The organism is Aeromonas sp. INTO2, assembly GCF_049860605.1.
Lineage (GTDB): Bacteria > Pseudomonadota > Gammaproteobacteria > Enterobacterales > Aeromonadaceae > Aeromonas > Aeromonas caviae.
This window is the reverse complement of sequence record NZ_CP187588.1, coordinates 1,268,687-1,285,568: the sequence shown is the minus strand read 5'-3', so window position 1 is coordinate 1,285,568 and position 16,882 is coordinate 1,268,687. Positions and strand designations below refer to the sequence as shown.

The following is a 16,882-nucleotide window of genomic DNA, read 5'->3' as shown; positions in this document are numbered from 1 at the left end:
TTTTACGAAGATTAATAGTCAGTCAGTCCAATTAATGGGAGTAGACAAGATGTTCAACGGTATTCTGATCGAGAAAGACGAGGCGGGTTATCGCGCCAGCTACCAGAGCCTCTCCGAGGAGATATTGCCTGCCGGGGATGTGACCGTGGCGGTAGAGTGGTCTTCCCTCAACTACAAGGATGGCCTGGCCCTCACCGGCGCCTCCCCCGTGGTTCGCCGCTTCCCTCTGATCCCCGGCATCGACTTTGCCGGTACCGTGCTGGAGAGCCAGCATCCCGACTGGCACCCCGGCGACAAGGTGGTGCTCAACGGATGGGGTGTGGGCGAGACCTACAGTGGCGGGCTGGCAGAGCGGGCACGGGTCCGGGGCGACTGGCTGGTCGCCCTGCCTGAGCGCTTCCAGCCCCGGGACGCCATGGCCATCGGCACCGCAGGGTACACCGCCATGCTCTGCGTGATGGCGTTGGAGAAGCACGGCATCCCCCCCGGTGACGGTGACATTCTGGTGACGGGCGCCAACGGCGGCGTGGGCAGCGTGGCGATCACCCTCCTGGCCAAGCTGGGTTATCGGGTCGTGGCCGCCACCGGGCGGCTGCACGAGGCCGACTATCTGACGTCCCTCGGCGCCGCCGAGGTGATCGATCGCGCCGAACTGGCCACGCCGGGACGCCCGCTGGGCAAGGAACGCTGGGCCGGCGTCATCGACACCGTCGGCAGCCACACCCTGGCCAATGCCTGCGCCACTACCCGCTACGGCGGCGCCGTGGCTGCCTGCGGTCTCGCGGGAGGGATGGACTTCCCCTCCACCGTCATGCCCTTCATCCTGCGCGGCGTCACCCTCTATGGCATCGACAGCGTGATGGCACCGCGCCCGCTGCGCCAGCAGGCCTGGGCCCGACTGGCCGAGGATCTCGACCTGACCCGCCTCAACCTCCTCACCCGGGAAGTGCCCCTCTCCCAGGTCGTGACCCTGGGGGATGCCTTCCTGGCAGGCCAGGTGCGCGGCCGGATCCTGGTCAATGTCCAGGGGTGATGACTGACGCGATATGAGCCGGCTCGCCTGACCAGGTCAGGCGAGCCTCTCCAGGGCATTTCGCAGCCACACGGAGTGAATCGCTCCCAGTTCCCTAGACACCTCACAGCCTTAAAATGAGGCAACTATTGGAGGTGTTATGACCCGTCAGCGTTATCCAGAAACATTCAAAATCGAAGCCGTTAAACAAATCACCGAGCGCGGGCGGCCGGTGGCTGACGTTGCACGTGCCATCGGGGTATCCAGCCACAGCCTGTATGCATGGCTCAAGCAGTACGGTAAGCCTGCTGACCAGCAGATAGAAGAGTCTGCCTTGCAAGCCGAGATCCGCCGCCTGAAAACTGAACTGCGCCAGGTCACCGAGGAGCGCAATATTCTAAAGGAGGCCGCCGCGTACTTTGCCAGCGAGTCAAGGAAAGGTACGCGTTCATAACCTCCCGACTCGACCGGTACAGTGTCGTTACCCTGTGCCAAACCCTGGGGGTTCACCGAAGTGGCTTCTACGCGTGGTTGAAACAGCCCACATCGCCACGACAGCAGGAGGACGAACGACTGACCGGATTGGTCAAGCAATCCTGGCTGGAAAGTGGTGCTGTCTACGGTTATCGCAAGATCCATCGCGACCTTCGTGACGCAGGGGAAGCCTGCGGCAAGCACCGTGTGGCCAAATTAATGAAGCGGGAGGGACTGCGTTCGCAAACGGGCTATCAACGCCGCAAGGGGCATTATGGAGGCAAGAGCACGCAAGCTGCCCCAAACACGCTGGCACGTCAGTTTAAGGTGCCAGCCCCCAACATCACCTGGGTGACTGACATTACCTACATTCGCACTCAAGAAGGGTGGCTGTACCTGGCGGTGGTGCTCGACCTGTTCTCTCGCCAGATCGTCGGCTGGGCGATGAAGTCACGCATGACGGCAGACTTGGCGGTTGATGCGTTATTGATGGCCGTCTGGCGGCGCAAACCCAAGCAGCCGGTACTGGTGCATTCGGATCAGGGCAGCCAGTTTATCGGTGGTGAATGGCAGGACTTTCTGAAGGCCCACAACCTGCGTTGCAGCATGAGCCGACGGGGTAACTGTCACGACAACGCGGTCGCCGAGAGCTTCTTTCAGTTGCTCAAACGGGAGCGGATCAAGCGCAGGATTTACGCGACAAGAGACGAAGCCCGCAGCGATGTGTTTGATTATATCGAGATGTTTTACAACCCAATCAGGCGTCATGGTTCCAATGATGGGCTGTCGCCGGTAGAGTTTGAAAGGCAGTTTATTTTTCAGCAACAAAGTGTCTAGAAAACCAGGGGCGATTCATCAGTCCTCACCGACAAGCCCCTGCCCTGGATACCCGTATTCGCCGACATGAGGCCCTGTTCGCCCACGACTGCGAACCATTGTCTTGCCCACTGACAGACCCCCGTTAAACAATCGATGCATCGAACAAATAATTCAGAATAGGAATACGTTTTATTTATCACCGCATATAAAAAGGGCGCATCACCTTGTATTAAACCTGTTTTTTGTATGGAAAAGCCCGAATCAAATGACAGGGTGCATTACACTCAAAACGACGCTTCATACCCAGAAAGTGTGAAGGGTTCGTCAACGAAGAGATGTTGGATGATTCTATTTTCTTGGCTGGGGTGTGCTTATGTTCGACTCGAAACTTAAAAAAGAGCTGGCAGCAGAACGAGAGAGGGCCTTGAAAAGCGAGGCACTGGATCATGCCATGCACGATCATCTTCCCATGATTGAATTCACTACCGATGGTTATATTCTCGATGCCAGCCCGCTTTTTCTTCATTCCGTCGGCTACTCCCTCAATGAGATCGTGCAGCAGCATCACGCCATGTTCTGCATGAAAGAAGATACCGACTCTCCCTCCTATCGGGAATTCTGGCGAGATCTGGCAAATGGGCACAGCCAGCATGGCACCTTCCACCGGGTTGGCAAACAAGGCAAGGAAATATGGCTGGAAGCCACCTATTTCCCCGTCAGCCAGGGTGGAAAAATAATCAAGATCATCAAAATAGCGTCAGATGTGACAGTGCAACATGATCTGCTCATGACTCAAAAAGCAATATTTGAGGCGCTGGATCGCTCCCTTGCCGTCATCGAGTTTGAACCGACTGGTGTTGTTATTTCCGCCAACCGTAATTTCCTGGATACCATGGGCTATCGACTCGATGAAATTAAAGGCCATCAACATCGCATGTTTTGTGATGAGCTGTTTTATCGGGAACATCCCGATTTCTGGCAGGAGCTGGCTCAGGGGACGTTCAAATCGGGGCGCTTTCAGCGATTTGATAAAAAAGGCCATGAAGTCTGGCTGGAGGCAACCTACAACGCTGTGCGGGGCAGCCATGGCAAGGTGATCAAGGTCATCAAGTTTGCCTCCAATATCACCCCGCAGATCAGCAAAGATCAGGCCGTACAACATGTGGCCAAGGTGGCAAATGAAACATCTGTCACAACCAAATCCTCCGCCATCAAAGGAGAGGACATGTTGACCACCGTCGTCTCCACTTCGGACAATATTGTCAGGCAGATGGAACATGCCAGCACCTTGATGAGCAAGCTCCACGCTCAATCCCAGAATATCACCGCCATCGTATCCACCATCAGCAGCATTGCAGACCAGACCAACCTGCTTGCGCTCAATGCCGCCATCGAAGCGGCGAGAGCCGGCGAACAAGGCAGAGGCTTTGCCGTCGTGGCCGATGAAGTTCGTCAACTGGCGGCAAGAACCTCCCAATCGACCAACGAAATCGCCAATGTCGTCAGCCAGAATCAGCAGCTCACCAGGCAGGTCAGCGAGCAGATCCAGTCCGCGGCAGACGGTGCCATCCACGGGCAAAAGCAGATCGATGACGTTGCAAAAGTGATGGAGGAGATAAGACACGGAGCAGAAGAGGTGTCGACCATCATCTCGGAACTCTAGATAAATCTGGGAAGCACTCCGGAGCCTGCCATCGAGCAGGCTCTTTGATGTTCACACCAGGGGTCGCAGCTTGGCACGTGCAGATTCAAGAGATGAACCGACTCTTCAGGTCGCTGCCATTCTGGCAGTCAATTGACTAGAAACAAAAAGGCCACTATTGCTAGTGGCCTTAGTAAGTCTTTGATTTTAATGGTGCCCGAGGCCGGAATCGAACCGGCACGACGCGAACGTCGAGGGATTTTAAATCAAAGAGCCTCGTTCGCATCTCATTGCATGAAATAGCAAACAGATGGAGCGAGTGACACCGCTAATTCACAACGAATGGCATCACGTCATAGTCCATCGCATACCGCTTATCACAGAATTCGCAAAGATGAGGGGGATCACCCCGTCGATGCAATCCCGTGCAGACCCGCTTTCAGGTTCCATCTGTAACAGTCAAAGTCAACTCAAGCGCAATGAATCTCCTTTGCGCATGATGGAAAAAAGATAACATCCTGTTTTACTTCACGAAAAAACCAAGGTGTAAGAACCCCATTGGGGGATAATCAGATACTGTGATGCTTGCCCCAAATCCCAATGGATAGACTCTTACAGGTCAGCTAACCTGACCTCACCACATCTCCATAAGACGCATGAAATGGAATTCTCGTCGCTCGCGGTATCTGTTCTGGCAACTACTGGCTTGTTCTTGGGCCCGATCTTCTTATCTGTCGGGATCATCTTGTTAATCAGAAAAAGGCTTCGCTCACATAGGGTCAGTCCGTTGACCGCCGACCTGCTCAGGCCTGCGGGCCACACCCTGCAACAGCAAATCCAGGACCTGCAGATAGACCTCTTTTCCCAAATGCTATTCACGCCATTGACCATGATGATGATCGGGTTCTACCTCTTGTTACAGAGCTACATCGATAAGAGGGCTATGAGCACGACTGTGATGCTGATTTCCGGGGTTGTTATGCTGGGTCTCTTTCTCTATGGCACAACCAAAACTTACAAAATGGCCAACAAGGTTCAACACCTCAAGCTGGGTTACTCCTGTGAACTGGCAGTGGGTCAGGAGCTGGACCAAATCGTTAGGCCCCAACAGCACCCCTATCGGGTTTACCACGATATCCCGTTTGATGGATTCAACATCGACCATTTGATCATCTGCCCTAACGGGGTCTTTGTCATCGAGACTAAGGGTCGCTCCAAACCCATCAACAATGGAGAAAAACAGTTCAAGGTTCGGGTCGAAAATGATGCGCTTCACTTCCCAAACCATGTTGAAAAAGCGCCGCTCGAACAGGTCCGCCGTAACGTCACCACTGTGCGTAACTGGCTCAACAGTGCAACTGGGACCGAAGTCCCGGTAGGTGGCGTTCTGGTTCTGCCTGGCTGGTTTGTGGATTTACGCCAGAAGACCACCTTCCCCTACATCGTCAGTGCCGCTGCACTCCCCAAGCAACTCCCCCAATTTAGGGCTGGCTCACTTGAACTGGCCCAGATCCAAGCCATCGCGCACCAGGTAGAGCAAAAAGTACGGGACGTAGCCAAGGCTGGCTAAGAGAGCTTCATTGCCGACTGATATTCCATCAGGTTGGAAAAAACTCAGCCCTCTACTGAATGACCACCGCTGGAAGCTCTTAGAGCAACGCTAATGGGGATATATGCATAACACGCATGTATCCCCCATCAGATCACTTGACCTCAAACAGGTTGGGCTTCAAAACGAGCTTGTTCTTCCAGTTCATCTAGCCGTGCGAGAAGCGCTTTCAGAGGGATCTCTCGGTTAAACCACCAGTCAGTCGACCAAATACGGTGAATATTCCAGCCTAAACCTTCAAGCACCATTTGGCGCAAGCGATCTCGATCACGAGCACTCGGTGCGGAATGATAAGTAGCGCCATCGCACTCTACTCCCAGCAAAAATTTTCCTGGAGCATGAGGGTTGACTACAGCCAGGTCGATGCGATAACCGGATACAGGCCTTGTTGCTCAAATCGGGGAACTATCTGACATCTCGGTGATCTGATCCTGTAGCGCAGTCTCCGAGAGCATCAGATGGGCAAGTCCAAGCACAAGATCAGCAACTGGCAGCAGTACAACCAAGCCTTGGTGCAACGCGGTTCGTTGACCATCTGGATGGACGAACAAGCCATTAAGCAGTGGCATTGCCTGGTCCACCATGGCCGCCGAGGGAGAGGTTTCCACTACAGTGACACCGCCATTGAGACGGCCCTGATGCTAAAAGGCTTGTTCAAGTTGCCGCTGCGGGCGCTAGAAGGCTTCATTAACTCGTTGTTCCAACTGATGGCGGTGCCTTTGCAGTCGCCGGACTATAGCTGTATCAGCAAGCGCGCCAAGACCGTCGACATCAAGTACCGCGTCCCCAGCCAAGGCCCGGTGGCTCACTTGGTCATTGATGCCACCGGCCTCAAGGTCTATGGCGAAGGCGAATGGAAAATTCGCAAACACGGCAAGGAGAAGCGACGAGTGTGGCGCAAGCTCCACTTGGCGGTGGATGCCACAACCCATGCGGTCATCGCTGCCGAAGTCAGCCTGGAGACGGTGGCGGATAACGAGGTGTTACCGACGTTGCTCAACCCCTTACGACGCAAGATAAAACAGGTCAGCGCCGATGGTGCGTATGACACCAAGGCCTGTCATGCGCTACTGAAGAAGAAGGGGGCGAAAGCCACCATACCGCCGAGAAAAAATGCGGCACCGTGGGAGGAAGGCCATCCCCGCAACGAGGCGGTGACGGCGCTCAAGGCCGGTGAACTGAAGCAATGGAAGAAAGACTCCGGCTATCACCAGCGCTCGATAGCCGAGACCGCCATGTACCGGTTCAAGCAACTCATCGGGCCAACGCTGAGCCTGCGGAACTACAACGCCCAGGTGGGCGAAATCCTGGCTGGCGTGAAGGTGATGAACAAGCTGACAGGGCTTGGTATGCCTGTTCGCCAGCCAGTGAATTGAGTGGTATCAACGGGTTGGGGAACGGCCATCCAGCGACGGATTTGATCAACAACGCCCCGGATACACCCACTTGTGGCACAACACGCCACCCACGGTTACGCAAGGCGTCAATGACCTGATACTCAAAAGGACTGTCAGGTTCCCGCCCAGATGGTATGGCTTGTTCAGTCAAAACACGTGCGCCATGCAAAGCGAAGTCCAGATAGGCTTTTAGGTCTGCCACCCCCCTGGCATTGGTGCGCGATAGATCAATGTCCTCTGGCCGTAGGCTTGAGAATATCTTGACTTTGTGTCGAGCACGGGTCACAGCGACGTTAAGGCGGCGATGGCCCCCTTCCTTGTTCATTGGACCGAAATTCATACTCAACTTTCCACTTGCATCCTTAGCAAAGGTAATTGAGAACAAGATGATGTCACGCTCGTCACCCTGAACATTCTCCAAATTCTTGATGAAGAGTTCTTCCGAGCCAGCCTGGAGTTATTGTCAAATGTGGTGTATGGAGTCAGGCGGCGTTCCTGTCTGACTCTTCCTGCATCTGTATTCCGTCCTTGAACTTCACGTTGTTTACCACCAACGTCAGCAGCGCAAATCCCTTGAGCCGCTTCCAGTTCTTTTGGGCCGACTCCAGCAGCTTATAAACCATCGCCAGCGTGGTCTCCCGTGAACCACAGTTTCTCGCTCGCTTGGTGCGTAACCGGACCGTCGAAAACGTTGACTCTATCGGGTTAGTCGTCCGGATACTGACCCAGTGCTCCGCCGGAAAATCATAGAACGCCAGCAGTTCATCCCGGTCTTTAACCAGTTTATCCATGGCCCCTGGATACTTCGCTTCAAAACGGGTCAGGGTGCGATCAAACGCCTTGTGAGCATCCTCTCTCGTCTCGGCCATCCAGATATCATGCAGCGCCTCCTTGACCTTGGGCTGTACCGACTTGGGCAGCACCGACAAGACATTCGCTGTCTTGTGAACCCAGCAGCGCTGATGGGCTGTGTCCGGGTAGCACTTGGCCAGCGCCTTCCAAAAGCCCAGTGCCCCATCCCCGATGGCCAGCTTGGGACTGAGGGTGAGCCCTCTGCCTCGCAGTCCCATCAGCACCTCCGTCCAGCTTGTCTCTGACTCCCGGTGACCATCCTCCACCGCAACCAGCTCCTTGCGCCCGTGCTCGGTCACCCCGATGATGACCAGCAAACAGAGCCGGTCATCCATGCGCACGTTGCTGTATATCCCGTCGGCCCACCAGTAGACATAGCGAGACTTGGTCAGGTCTCGTTGTCGCCACCGCTGGTGCTCATCAATCCAACCTTGCTTGAGCCGGCAGACGGTGTTGGCTGACAGCCCCTTGGCCTGGTCGCCGAGCAGCGCACAGAGGGCCTCCTGATAGTCCCCACTGGATATCCCCTTGAGGTAGAGCCACGGCAACAGCTCCTCGATACTGCGGGAGCGCTTGAGATAGGGCGGCAGCAGGGTGCTGGTGAAGTTGATACCGGAGCCGCTGCGGTCGCGTACCTTGGGCACTTTGATTTCAACGTCTCCGATGCCGGTTTGGATAGTCCGCTGGGGCAGATACCCGTTGCGCACTACCGCCTGGCGGCCATCAGGGAGTCGCAACTCTCGATGCTGCTCAAGCATGATGGCGAGCTCCGCCTCCACAGCGTGTGCAATCAGGTCCCTGGCTCCGGCGCGTAGCAGCTCGGTGAGCATGTCGCCGGGCTTGCCTTCTGGTTGTGGCAGGACAGTGAGGGTAGAATGTTTCATGGCGTATCCGCTCTGTTGATTGAGATTCTTGCAGGAATCAATCAGCAGGATACGCCACTCCTTCTATCCCTCCGTACACCAGAAATCACCATAACTCGCCAGCCTGTGCAATAGCCTCATCCAGTTGCCGATTCGCAAGGCGCCGCTGATCCATTAGTTTCTCTATCAGAGCCTGTTGAGTAGAGTTAAAGGTAATGACTCCAATTGAGAACTTCTTGCCTGCACCTGAGAGATAGTGCTGCTCGATCTCATCAACGATCTTGGCCGCTTCAATTTTGTTTGTGCGCGACTTGCCGGGCTCATATATCCCTTTCGAATCAACAAACTCCACAGAGTTATCCGTTTCCACGGGACTTGGGAAAGTAACTAAATCCGACCCGTAATACTGGTGGTTACTGAATGTAATCAACCCTTCGTTACGTGAACGATAGTGCCAAGCCAACCGAGACAACGGCATGCCACAGGACAAACATTCATCCAGAATAGATTCCATCTCAATGAGACTTTCATCATCAAAGTTTCCAGAGGCATCCGAGGCACTAAAGAAGTTGGTCGGAGGTAGCTGTTTAGGATCACCAACACAAATCAATTGCTTACCGCGTGAGATTGCACCAACAGCATCCCACGTCGGTATCTGCGAGGCTTCATCAAATATAACTACATCGAACATCTGAGTGCTCGTGTCTAGATACTGTGCAACGGACTGAGGTGACATCAGTAAACAGGGTTTTAAGCGTGGCAGCACTGCGGAGGATTTTTTAAGCACCTCTCTTATCGGACGATGCATCTTCTGCTTCTGCGCTTCATGGCGCAAAAACCCTATTTCCCCTTTCAAGTCACCCGTCAATTCTGACCCAGTTGGAATCTTGCCGCGCAACTTGGCCTGTACATACTGAACTGTGAGTTTCTGGAAACGCTCATCAGCCTTTTGGAACTCTGCAATTTTATGGGCTTGTGATGCGCCAGAGAAGTTCGCGAGCAACGGCTCTCTATCCAAAATGCACTTTAGCCACCAGCTAGCATAAGACACCACAAAATGATCTTTAAGATCAGCAAGATCTACTGCACCTTGCTCGACCTGCTCAATCAATCCCTGCAATCCAAGTAATAAAGCCTTCGCACGGGAGTCATTCCAGACACACCATGGTTGGATTTCCTGTTTATGTGACTGCCACTGAGCATGCATTGAACGTATGCAGCCCAGTAAGCCCACTTTGGCCGAGCCCCCCAAAAATTCGTTATTACCAGTGAGCTCCCTAAGGCTGGTGAACTGCGCTATGAACCCCGAATATGAATTCCTGTAAGCCTGGGCCACGTTATAGAGCCGCCCACCCGGTCTAAAGGACTCATTTTGATCAGAAAGCAGCACTCGAAGCGAACTTCGGGCGATGTCTAACTGCTCCATCTGTGCGTCAAAGGCTTTTTGCACAGATAAAGCCAGATCATCCATCCAGCGAAGATAGGCTGCCGCCTCACTCCAATCGGTATTCTCGGCCTTAAAAACATCTCCCAAGGGAAGGTGCGAACAAGTCCCTGATATGAGATCATGTTTGTCATCTGGAGCCATGGAACAGGGTTCATCATGAGTCATCAACTTACCTTCGCCGACAGTGAATTCAGCAGTAAGCGCCGTCAGACCAGAAAAGAGATTTTCTTGTCCCGCATGGAGCAGATTCTGCCATGGCAAAACATGGTGGAAGTCATCGAGCCGTTTTACCCCAAGGCTGGTAATGGCCGGCGACCTTATCCGCTGGAAACCATGCTACGCATTCACTGCATGCAGCATTGGTACAACCTGAGCGATGGCGCGATGGAAGATGCTCTGTACGAAATCGCCTCCATGCGTCTGTTTGCCCGGTTATCCCTGGATAGCGCCTTGCCGGACCGCACCACCATCATGAACTTCCGCCACCTGCTGGAGCAGCATCAACTGGCCCGCCAATTGTTCAAGACCATCAATCGCTGGCTGGCCGAAGCAGGCGTCATGATGACTCAAGAGTTATGGTGATTTCTGGTGTACGGAGGGATAGAAGGAGTGGCGTATCCTGCTGATTGATTCCTGCAAGAATCTCAATCAACAGAGCGGATACGCCATGAAACATTCTACCCTCACTGTCCTGCCACAACCAGAAGGCAAGCCCGGCGACATGCTCACCGAGCTGCTACGCGCCGGAGCCAGGGACCTGATTGCACACGCTGTGGAGGCGGAGCTCGCCATCATGCTTGAGCAGCATCGAGAGTTGCGACTCCCTGATGGCCGCCAGGCGGTAGTGCGCAACGGGTATCTGCCCCAGCGGACTATCCAAACCGGCATCGGAGACGTTGAAATCAAAGTGCCCAAGGTACGCGACCGCAGCGGCTCCGGTATCAACTTCACCAGCACCCTGCTGCCGCCCTATCTCAAGCGCTCCCGCAGTATCGAGGAGCTGTTGCCGTGGCTCTACCTCAAGGGGATATCCAGTGGGGACTATCAGGAGGCCCTCTGTGCGCTGCTCGGCGACCAGGCCAAGGGGCTGTCAGCCAACACCGTCTGCCGGCTCAAGCAAGGTTGGATTGATGAGCACCAGCGGTGGCGACAACGAGACCTGACCAAGTCTCGCTATGTCTACTGGTGGGCCGACGGGATATACAGCAACGTGCGCATGGATGACCGGCTCTGTTTGCTGGTCATCATCGGGGTGACCGAGCACGGGCGCAAGGAGCTGGTTGCGGTGGAGGATGGTCACCGGGAGTCAGAGACAAGCTGGACGGAGGTGCTGATGGGACTGCGAGGCAGAGGGCTCACCCTCAGTCCCAAGCTGGCCATCGGGGATGGGGCACTGGGCTTTTGGAAGGCGCTGGCCAAGTGCTACCCGGACACAGCCCATCAGCGCTGCTGGGTTCACAAGACAGCGAATGTCTTGTCGGTGCTGCCCAAGTCGGTACAGCCCAAGGTCAAGGAGGCGCTGCATGATATCTGGATGGCCGAGACGAGAGAGGATGCTCACAAGGCGTTTGATCGCACCCTGACCCGTTTTGAAGCGAAGTATCCAGGGGCCATGGATAAACTGGTTAAAGACCGGGATGAACTGCTGGCGTTCTATGATTTTCCGGCGGAGCACTGGGTCAGTATCCGGACGACTAACCCGATAGAGTCAACGTTTTCGACGGTCCGGTTACGCACCAAGCGAGCGAGAAACTGTGGTTCACGGGAGACCACGCTGGCGATGGTTTATAAGCTGCTGGAGTCGGCCCAAAAGAACTGGAAGCGGCTCAAGGGATTTGCGCTGCTGACGTTGGTGGTAAACAACGTGAAGTTCAAGGACGGAATACAGATGCAGGAAGAGTCAGACAGGAACGCCGCCTGACTCCATACACCACATTTGACAATAACTCCGGAAGTTGAAGACCAGACTGGATTTTCCCTTCAGCACCATTCCAGATCTAACCAGTTCCTGATCCAGAATACTCATCAATGCCTGACTGACAGGCAGGGCAAAATCGCCCGCAAATGGGATCGTCATAATCACCTCAGATTGATTGTTTAGGGGGGCTCACCCTTGGACAGGTGAGCACTATGCAGGGGTTATTCGATGGTAGAAGTTACGGTACAGAGCTCATTGGTTAGCGAACCCAAGCGCTCAAGGTAATCAGGCACCAGTTCATGCAGCATCGGATTGCCGTCAGCCTTCTGGGAGTTATGGTGATTTCTGGTGTACGGAGGGATAGAAGGAGTGGCGTATCCTGCTGATTGATTCCTGCAAGAATCTCAATCAACAGAGCGGATACGCCATGAAACATTCTACCCTCACTGTCCTGCCACAACCAGAAGGCAAGCCCGGCGACATGCTCACCGAGCTGCTACGCGCCGGAGCCAGGGACCTGATTGCACACGCTGTGGAGGCGGAGCTCGCCATCATGCTTGAGCAGCATCGAGAGTTGCGACTCCCTGATGGCCGCCAGGCGGTAGTGCGCAACGGGTATCTGCCCCAGCGGACTATCCAAACCGGCATCGGAGACGTTGAAATCAAAGTGCCCAAGGTACGCGACCGCAGCGGCTCCGGTATCAACTTCACCAGCACCCTGCTGCCGCCCTATCTCAAGCGCTCCCGCAGTATCGAGGAGCTGTTGCCGTGGCTCTACCTCAAGGGGATATCCAGTGGGGACTATCAGGAGGCCCTCTGTGCGCTGCTCGGCGACCAGGCCAAGGGGCTGTCAGCCAACACCGTCTGCCGGCTCAAGCAAGGTTGGATTGATGAGCACCAGCGGTGGCGACAACGAGACCTGACCAAGTCTCGCTATGTCTACTGGTGGGCCGACGGGATATACAGCAACGTGCGCATGGATGACCGGCTCTGTTTGCTGGTCATCATCGGGGTGACCGAGCACGGGCGCAAGGAGCTGGTTGCGGTGGAGGATGGTCACCGGGAGTCAGAGACAAGCTGGACGGAGGTGCTGATGGGACTGCGAGGCAGAGGGCTCACCCTCAGTCCCAAGCTGGCCATCGGGGATGGGGCACTGGGCTTTTGGAAGGCGCTGGCCAAGTGCTACCCGGACACAGCCCATCAGCGCTGCTGGGTTCACAAGACAGCGAATGTCTTGTCGGTGCTGCCCAAGTCGGTACAGCCCAAGGTCAAGGAGGCGCTGCATGATATCTGGATGGCCGAGACGAGAGAGGATGCTCACAAGGCGTTTGATCGCACCCTGACCCGTTTTGAAGCGAAGTATCCAGGGGCCATGGATAAACTGGTTAAAGACCGGGATGAACTGCTGGCGTTCTATGATTTTCCGGCGGAGCACTGGGTCAGTATCCGGACGACTAACCCGATAGAGTCAACGTTTTCGACGGTCCGGTTACGCACCAAGCGAGCGAGAAACTGTGGTTCACGGGAGACCACGCTGGCGATGGTTTATAAGCTGCTGGAGTCGGCCCAAAAGAACTGGAAGCGGCTCAAGGGATTTGCGCTGCTGACGTTGGTGGTAAACAACGTGAAGTTCAAGGACGGAATACAGATGCAGGAAGAGTCAGACAGGAACGCCGCCTGACTCCATACACCACATTTGACAATAACTCGCCTTCTGGATCAACTTCAGTCCGTCCGAGCGCAGAATGGCTGATAAGAATCCGGCATTGTTGGCACTGCCACCTTTAAACAGTCGCTTCATGACGCTGGATTTAAAGGGCTTGTCTGCGGGCAAGGAGCGCAACACCTCGTCAATGGCCGACAGCGCAATCCACTCCTTGCTATGCAGACCCCCACCCTGATTGCCGGTGATTTTCAGGAACAACTCGCCACTCTCTTCATGACGCCCGATGGCATAGAAAATCAAGCCTTCTGATCGAGCACTGAGTTTCTCGGCGGTATGGTTGAGCAAGGTGAGTATGGGGGCTGGGCCGCCGGGCACGGAGTCTGCGGTATCGCCGGGTCCAGGCCTGGCCTTGTCGGCGTCAGCCGCAAGGGCTGGCGAGAGGGGGTCGGCGCAGCCGCTTGCTCCGGATGTGAGTGGGCTCTCGTCGGCTGGCGTGGTGCTGGCAGGTTTAGGGGTCTCTTCAACGCGGTTTTTACGGGGTCTTGTCATGATAGTTTCCTTACAACGTCGTTAGATAACCGGAGATTGCGATCTCCAGTTCATCGGTAGATGGGTCATAGATAAAGGGTCATAGAAAACGCGATAGCGTGGCAGGACCGACTCCATCACTGTCACAGTGATCTCATTCGGTCCTTGGCGGATTGACGGTGGTGCGACTTAACCGGCAGTGCAGCTAATGCCGAGGTGATGACCGATAAGTCATCCAGATAACCGGCAAATGGAATGGGATCTGGTACCACGTCGAACGGGTTTACCAGATAAGCCAGCGCACCGATGATGAGCGCATAGCACCAGACCGGCAGATCGCCATCCGTGAGCAGGACATACAAGAGCACAGCCTTCTCCAACAGCTCCTTAATCCCCTTGATCTCTTTTAACTTGCGCATGATGTCGCTATGGCTGGGGTTACTCATGGTGCATCGCCTCCAGGGTGGGAAGCAGCGGTGCATCTGAGTGGATCAGCAGGTATATCCCCGCCCCCTCATCGTTGAGGATGGCCAACAACAGACGCCAATCTTCGGATATGGCGAGCTCTTGCTCCGGGTAACGCAAACCGAACATCACCTGATTCTGGGTATGCTGTGGCATGGCCTGGAACTCACTCACCGAGTCCGTCATCTCGATAATGACCAGACTACAACCGGTCGCGTCCCAGAATGCCCTCGCCTCCTCTACTGATGAAAAGGGCTCGATAATTTGCTCCATGACCGAGACATGGAGTGCCGGGTAGGCCGCGAGCAATGCATCCTCCGGCCATGCCATACAAGTTTTCATCGTGTTTCTCTCCAATAAAAAGGCCCTTAAGCTCAGATGAACTTAAGGGCCTGGGAACTGTGACATGTGGACCAACAGCCGATGTAACAGCGCTGTCTGGTTATTAATATCTGTTTATAAACAATACCTTTTCGGTCACTCCGCCTGGATCATAGACGAGAGACCTTCGCTGATATTGCGACTGCGCTCAGAAGTCAGCTTTGCATACCGCTGGGAGGATTGAATGCTGGCGTGGGCCAGTTGCGCCTTGACGTCATACAGGCTGTATTGACCGGAAGAGACCAAGGCGCTGGCGACCGAATGGCGAGCCGTATGGAAGCAGACCTCATCACGGTCTTCGATACCCGCTTTCTGCAACACCCGTTCATAGGCACATCTGGGTTCACCGATGGGCTTGCCCTGACAGCGAATATGCTGGCTCGCGAACACATAGGGATTACCGGCTATTCTGGGGAGCTTCTCCAGAATATCGATAGCCAATGTGCTCAGGTAAATGATCCGGCTCTTGCCATTCTTGGTCAGGGGTACGAACAGCGTCTTATCCTCCCAGTTCACATGTTCCCATTTAGCGAGTAACACCTCTGATTTTCTTGCCCCCGTCAGGTAGAGCATCGCGATGAAGCTGCCTGCGGCTTGATTGCGATCCTGCAATGCCACCTCAATGACCCGTTTCATCTCTTCAATCGATAGGAAGCGTGTCCTGGCATTGTCCTCCTTCAACAGCTTGATCTTGGCCGCCTCGTTGGTGTCCAGAATGCCCCAGCGCACCGCATAGCTGCCCATGGTCTTTAACTGGGCCAGCACACGGTTGGCAGTACTCGGTGCGTAGGCCGTCTGCTGAGGGTTGTTGGGGTGAACCATCTCCGATTGCAACTGCAGGACATCCATCGCCTTGAGTTGCCGGTAACGCATGGCCCCAAAGCGTGGTTCTATGTTGTGTTTAAACCGCTGAATATCGCTGTTGATCGACCGTTTGCCGATGGTCTTAAGGTGCGGCAAAAAAGTCTGCCAGAAGAACTCCGAAAGGGTAGGCTCGGTTTTGTAGCTATCCCGCTCTGCTACCGGGTCGATGCCTTCTGCCAACATCGCCTTGTACTTGCGGGCAATGGTCCTGGCTTGGCTCACATCGATATCGCCGAATCGCCCCAGGGCGATGCTGCGCTTCTTGCCCTGGAGGGTATAGCGCAGTAGGAAACGCTTACTGCCCTGGCTTTTTCCTGACAAGAGTTTTAAGCCGATGACCTCTGTATCGGAGAACTCCAGTTCAGTAGCACCAGCCTCTCGTTGTTGTGCGGGCAAAGCCTTGATGGCTGCATTGGTAAAGCGAAATTTGGTCTGCATAGATACCTCCGATGATGGGTTAGATCATGGGATTAATATCTGTTTCAAAGAGGATTCAATGCGGGTTTGGGGCGGGTGAAGAGGAAGGTGTAACGGTGAGTGGCACTTGTCTCAGCACCAGAGACAGGCCCCGGAAAGGCCCGGAGCGCAGGCTAACCACGTGTCCTTGGCTATGTTGGAGCAAAGCGCAGGTTGTTCGCAACGAGTAGCAGGAAGTAGTAAGTCGCTTAGACAAGAAATGGACAAGAAAGGAAAAGTGAGAGACTGGAAACTCTGGGTAGCAGAAACAAAAACGACGCAATGAAGCGTCGTATCTGTCTAATCTGAAAGGCTTTTTTCTTTAATCTTAATGGTGCCCGAGGCCGGAATCGAACCGGCACGACGCGAACGTCGAGGGATTTTAAATCAAAGAGATTCGTTTGCATCTTATTGCATGAAATAGCAAGCAGATGGAGCGAGTAACACCGCAAGTTCGCAGCAAATCGCACCCCGTCATAGAACATCGCA

13 protein-coding genes and 3 pseudogenes are annotated in these 16,882 nt (G+C 54.7%); 8 read left to right on the top strand and 8 right to left on the bottom strand.

Translation table 11 applies throughout. The features are described 5' to 3' along the window. Window positions 1-49 precede the first annotated feature (49 nt). The 4 genes from ACPW74_RS06175 (at window position 50) to ACPW74_RS06160 (ending at window position 5,517) form a co-directional block, all read left to right on the top strand. Complete coding sequence (locus ACPW74_RS06175) at window positions 50-1,033, top strand: MDR family oxidoreductase (RefSeq protein ID WP_102948579.1); 984 nt, start codon at window positions 50-52, stop codon at window positions 1,031-1,033. A 139-nt stretch (window positions 1,034-1,172) separates the two neighbouring features. Continuing rightward, window positions 1,173-2,323 (top strand): IS3 family transposase gene (locus ACPW74_RS06170; protein ID WP_102948580.1). Its coding sequence is split into 2 segments (ribosomal slippage): window positions 1,173-1,410 and window positions 1,410-2,323, totalling 1,152 coding nucleotides; the frame shifts between segments, so codons are not numbered across the junction. Between the two features lie 355 nt (window positions 2,324-2,678). Continuing rightward, complete coding sequence (locus tag ACPW74_RS06165; protein WP_102948581.1) at window positions 2,679-3,968, top strand: methyl-accepting chemotaxis protein; 1,290 nt, start codon at window positions 2,679-2,681, stop codon at window positions 3,966-3,968. A gap of 640 nt (window positions 3,969-4,608) precedes the next feature. Continuing rightward, complete coding sequence (locus tag ACPW74_RS06160) at window positions 4,609-5,517, top strand: nuclease-related domain-containing protein (protein WP_111899575.1); 909 nt, start codon at window positions 4,609-4,611, stop codon at window positions 5,515-5,517. A gap of 143 nt (window positions 5,518-5,660) precedes the next feature. On the opposite strand, the pseudogene ACPW74_RS06155 reads toward ACPW74_RS06160, so the two are convergent. Continuing rightward, window positions 5,661-5,927: pseudogene (locus ACPW74_RS06155) on the bottom strand (hypothetical protein); the annotation flags it as partial. 87 nt (window positions 5,928-6,014) lie between these two features. Between ACPW74_RS06155 and ACPW74_RS06150 the strand changes: the two are divergent. Beyond that, on the top strand, window positions 6,015-6,932 hold the full coding sequence (locus tag ACPW74_RS06150; protein ID WP_336580497.1) for an IS5 family transposase: 918 nt from the start codon (window positions 6,015-6,017) through the stop codon (window positions 6,930-6,932). 283 nt (window positions 6,933-7,215) lie between these two features. On the opposite strand, the pseudogene ACPW74_RS06145 reads toward ACPW74_RS06150, so the two are convergent. The 3 genes and pseudogenes from ACPW74_RS06145 to ACPW74_RS06135 form a co-directional block, all read right to left on the bottom strand. Further along, window positions 7,216-7,383 (bottom strand): annotated as a pseudogene (locus ACPW74_RS06145) (AAA domain-containing protein); the annotation flags it as partial. A 52-nt stretch (window positions 7,384-7,435) separates the two neighbouring features. Then, the gene (locus ACPW74_RS06140; RefSeq protein WP_113069873.1) at window positions 7,436-8,689 is read right to left on the bottom strand and encodes an IS256 family transposase; all 1,254 of its coding nucleotides are present in this window, start codon (window positions 8,687-8,689) and stop codon (window positions 7,436-7,438) included. A gap of 85 nt (window positions 8,690-8,774) precedes the next feature. Next, window positions 8,775-9,404, bottom strand: coding sequence for a DEAD/DEAH box helicase (locus ACPW74_RS06135; RefSeq protein WP_425859192.1), 630 nt, complete (start codon window positions 9,402-9,404; stop codon window positions 8,775-8,777). A gap of 867 nt (window positions 9,405-10,271) precedes the next feature. Between ACPW74_RS06135 and ACPW74_RS06130 the strand changes: the two are divergent. The 3 genes and pseudogenes from ACPW74_RS06130 to ACPW74_RS06120 all read left to right on the top strand — a co-directional run. Next, window positions 10,272-10,685, top strand: a pseudogene (locus ACPW74_RS06130) (IS5-like element IS5B family transposase); the annotation flags it as partial. A 97-nt stretch (window positions 10,686-10,782) separates the two neighbouring features. Then, window positions 10,783-12,036, top strand: a complete 1,254-nt coding sequence (locus tag ACPW74_RS06125; RefSeq protein WP_113069873.1) for an IS256 family transposase — start codon at window positions 10,783-10,785, stop codon at window positions 12,034-12,036. A 424-nt stretch (window positions 12,037-12,460) separates the two neighbouring features. Continuing rightward, complete coding sequence (locus ACPW74_RS06120; RefSeq protein WP_113069873.1) at window positions 12,461-13,714, top strand: IS256 family transposase; 1,254 nt, start codon at window positions 12,461-12,463, stop codon at window positions 13,712-13,714. Here ACPW74_RS06120 and ACPW74_RS06115 read toward each other — a convergent pair. From ACPW74_RS06115 to ACPW74_RS06100, 4 genes are all read right to left on the bottom strand, one after another. Continuing rightward, a complete protein-coding gene (locus ACPW74_RS06115) occupies window positions 13,694-14,248 on the bottom strand; it encodes a hypothetical protein (protein WP_425858730.1) in 555 nt (184 codons plus the stop codon). The two genes, ACPW74_RS06120 and ACPW74_RS06115, sit on opposite strands and share 21 nt — an antisense overlap. Before the next feature lie 122 nt (window positions 14,249-14,370). Then, window positions 14,371-14,673 carry a YkvA family protein gene (locus ACPW74_RS06110; protein ID WP_025201450.1) on the bottom strand — a complete coding sequence of 101 codons (303 nt, stop codon included), beginning with the start codon at window positions 14,671-14,673 and terminating at the stop codon, window positions 14,371-14,373. Continuing rightward, on the bottom strand, window positions 14,666-15,022 hold the full coding sequence (locus tag ACPW74_RS06105) for a hypothetical protein (protein ID WP_102948586.1): 357 nt from the start codon (window positions 15,020-15,022) through the stop codon (window positions 14,666-14,668). The genes ACPW74_RS06110 and ACPW74_RS06105 overlap by 8 nt, the downstream gene beginning before the upstream one ends. A 147-nt stretch (window positions 15,023-15,169) precedes the next feature. Then, the gene (locus tag ACPW74_RS06100; RefSeq protein WP_102948587.1) at window positions 15,170-16,375 is read right to left on the bottom strand and encodes a tyrosine-type recombinase/integrase; all 1,206 of its coding nucleotides are present in this window, start codon (window positions 16,373-16,375) and stop codon (window positions 15,170-15,172) included. Between the last annotated feature and the right edge of the window lie 507 nt (window positions 16,376-16,882).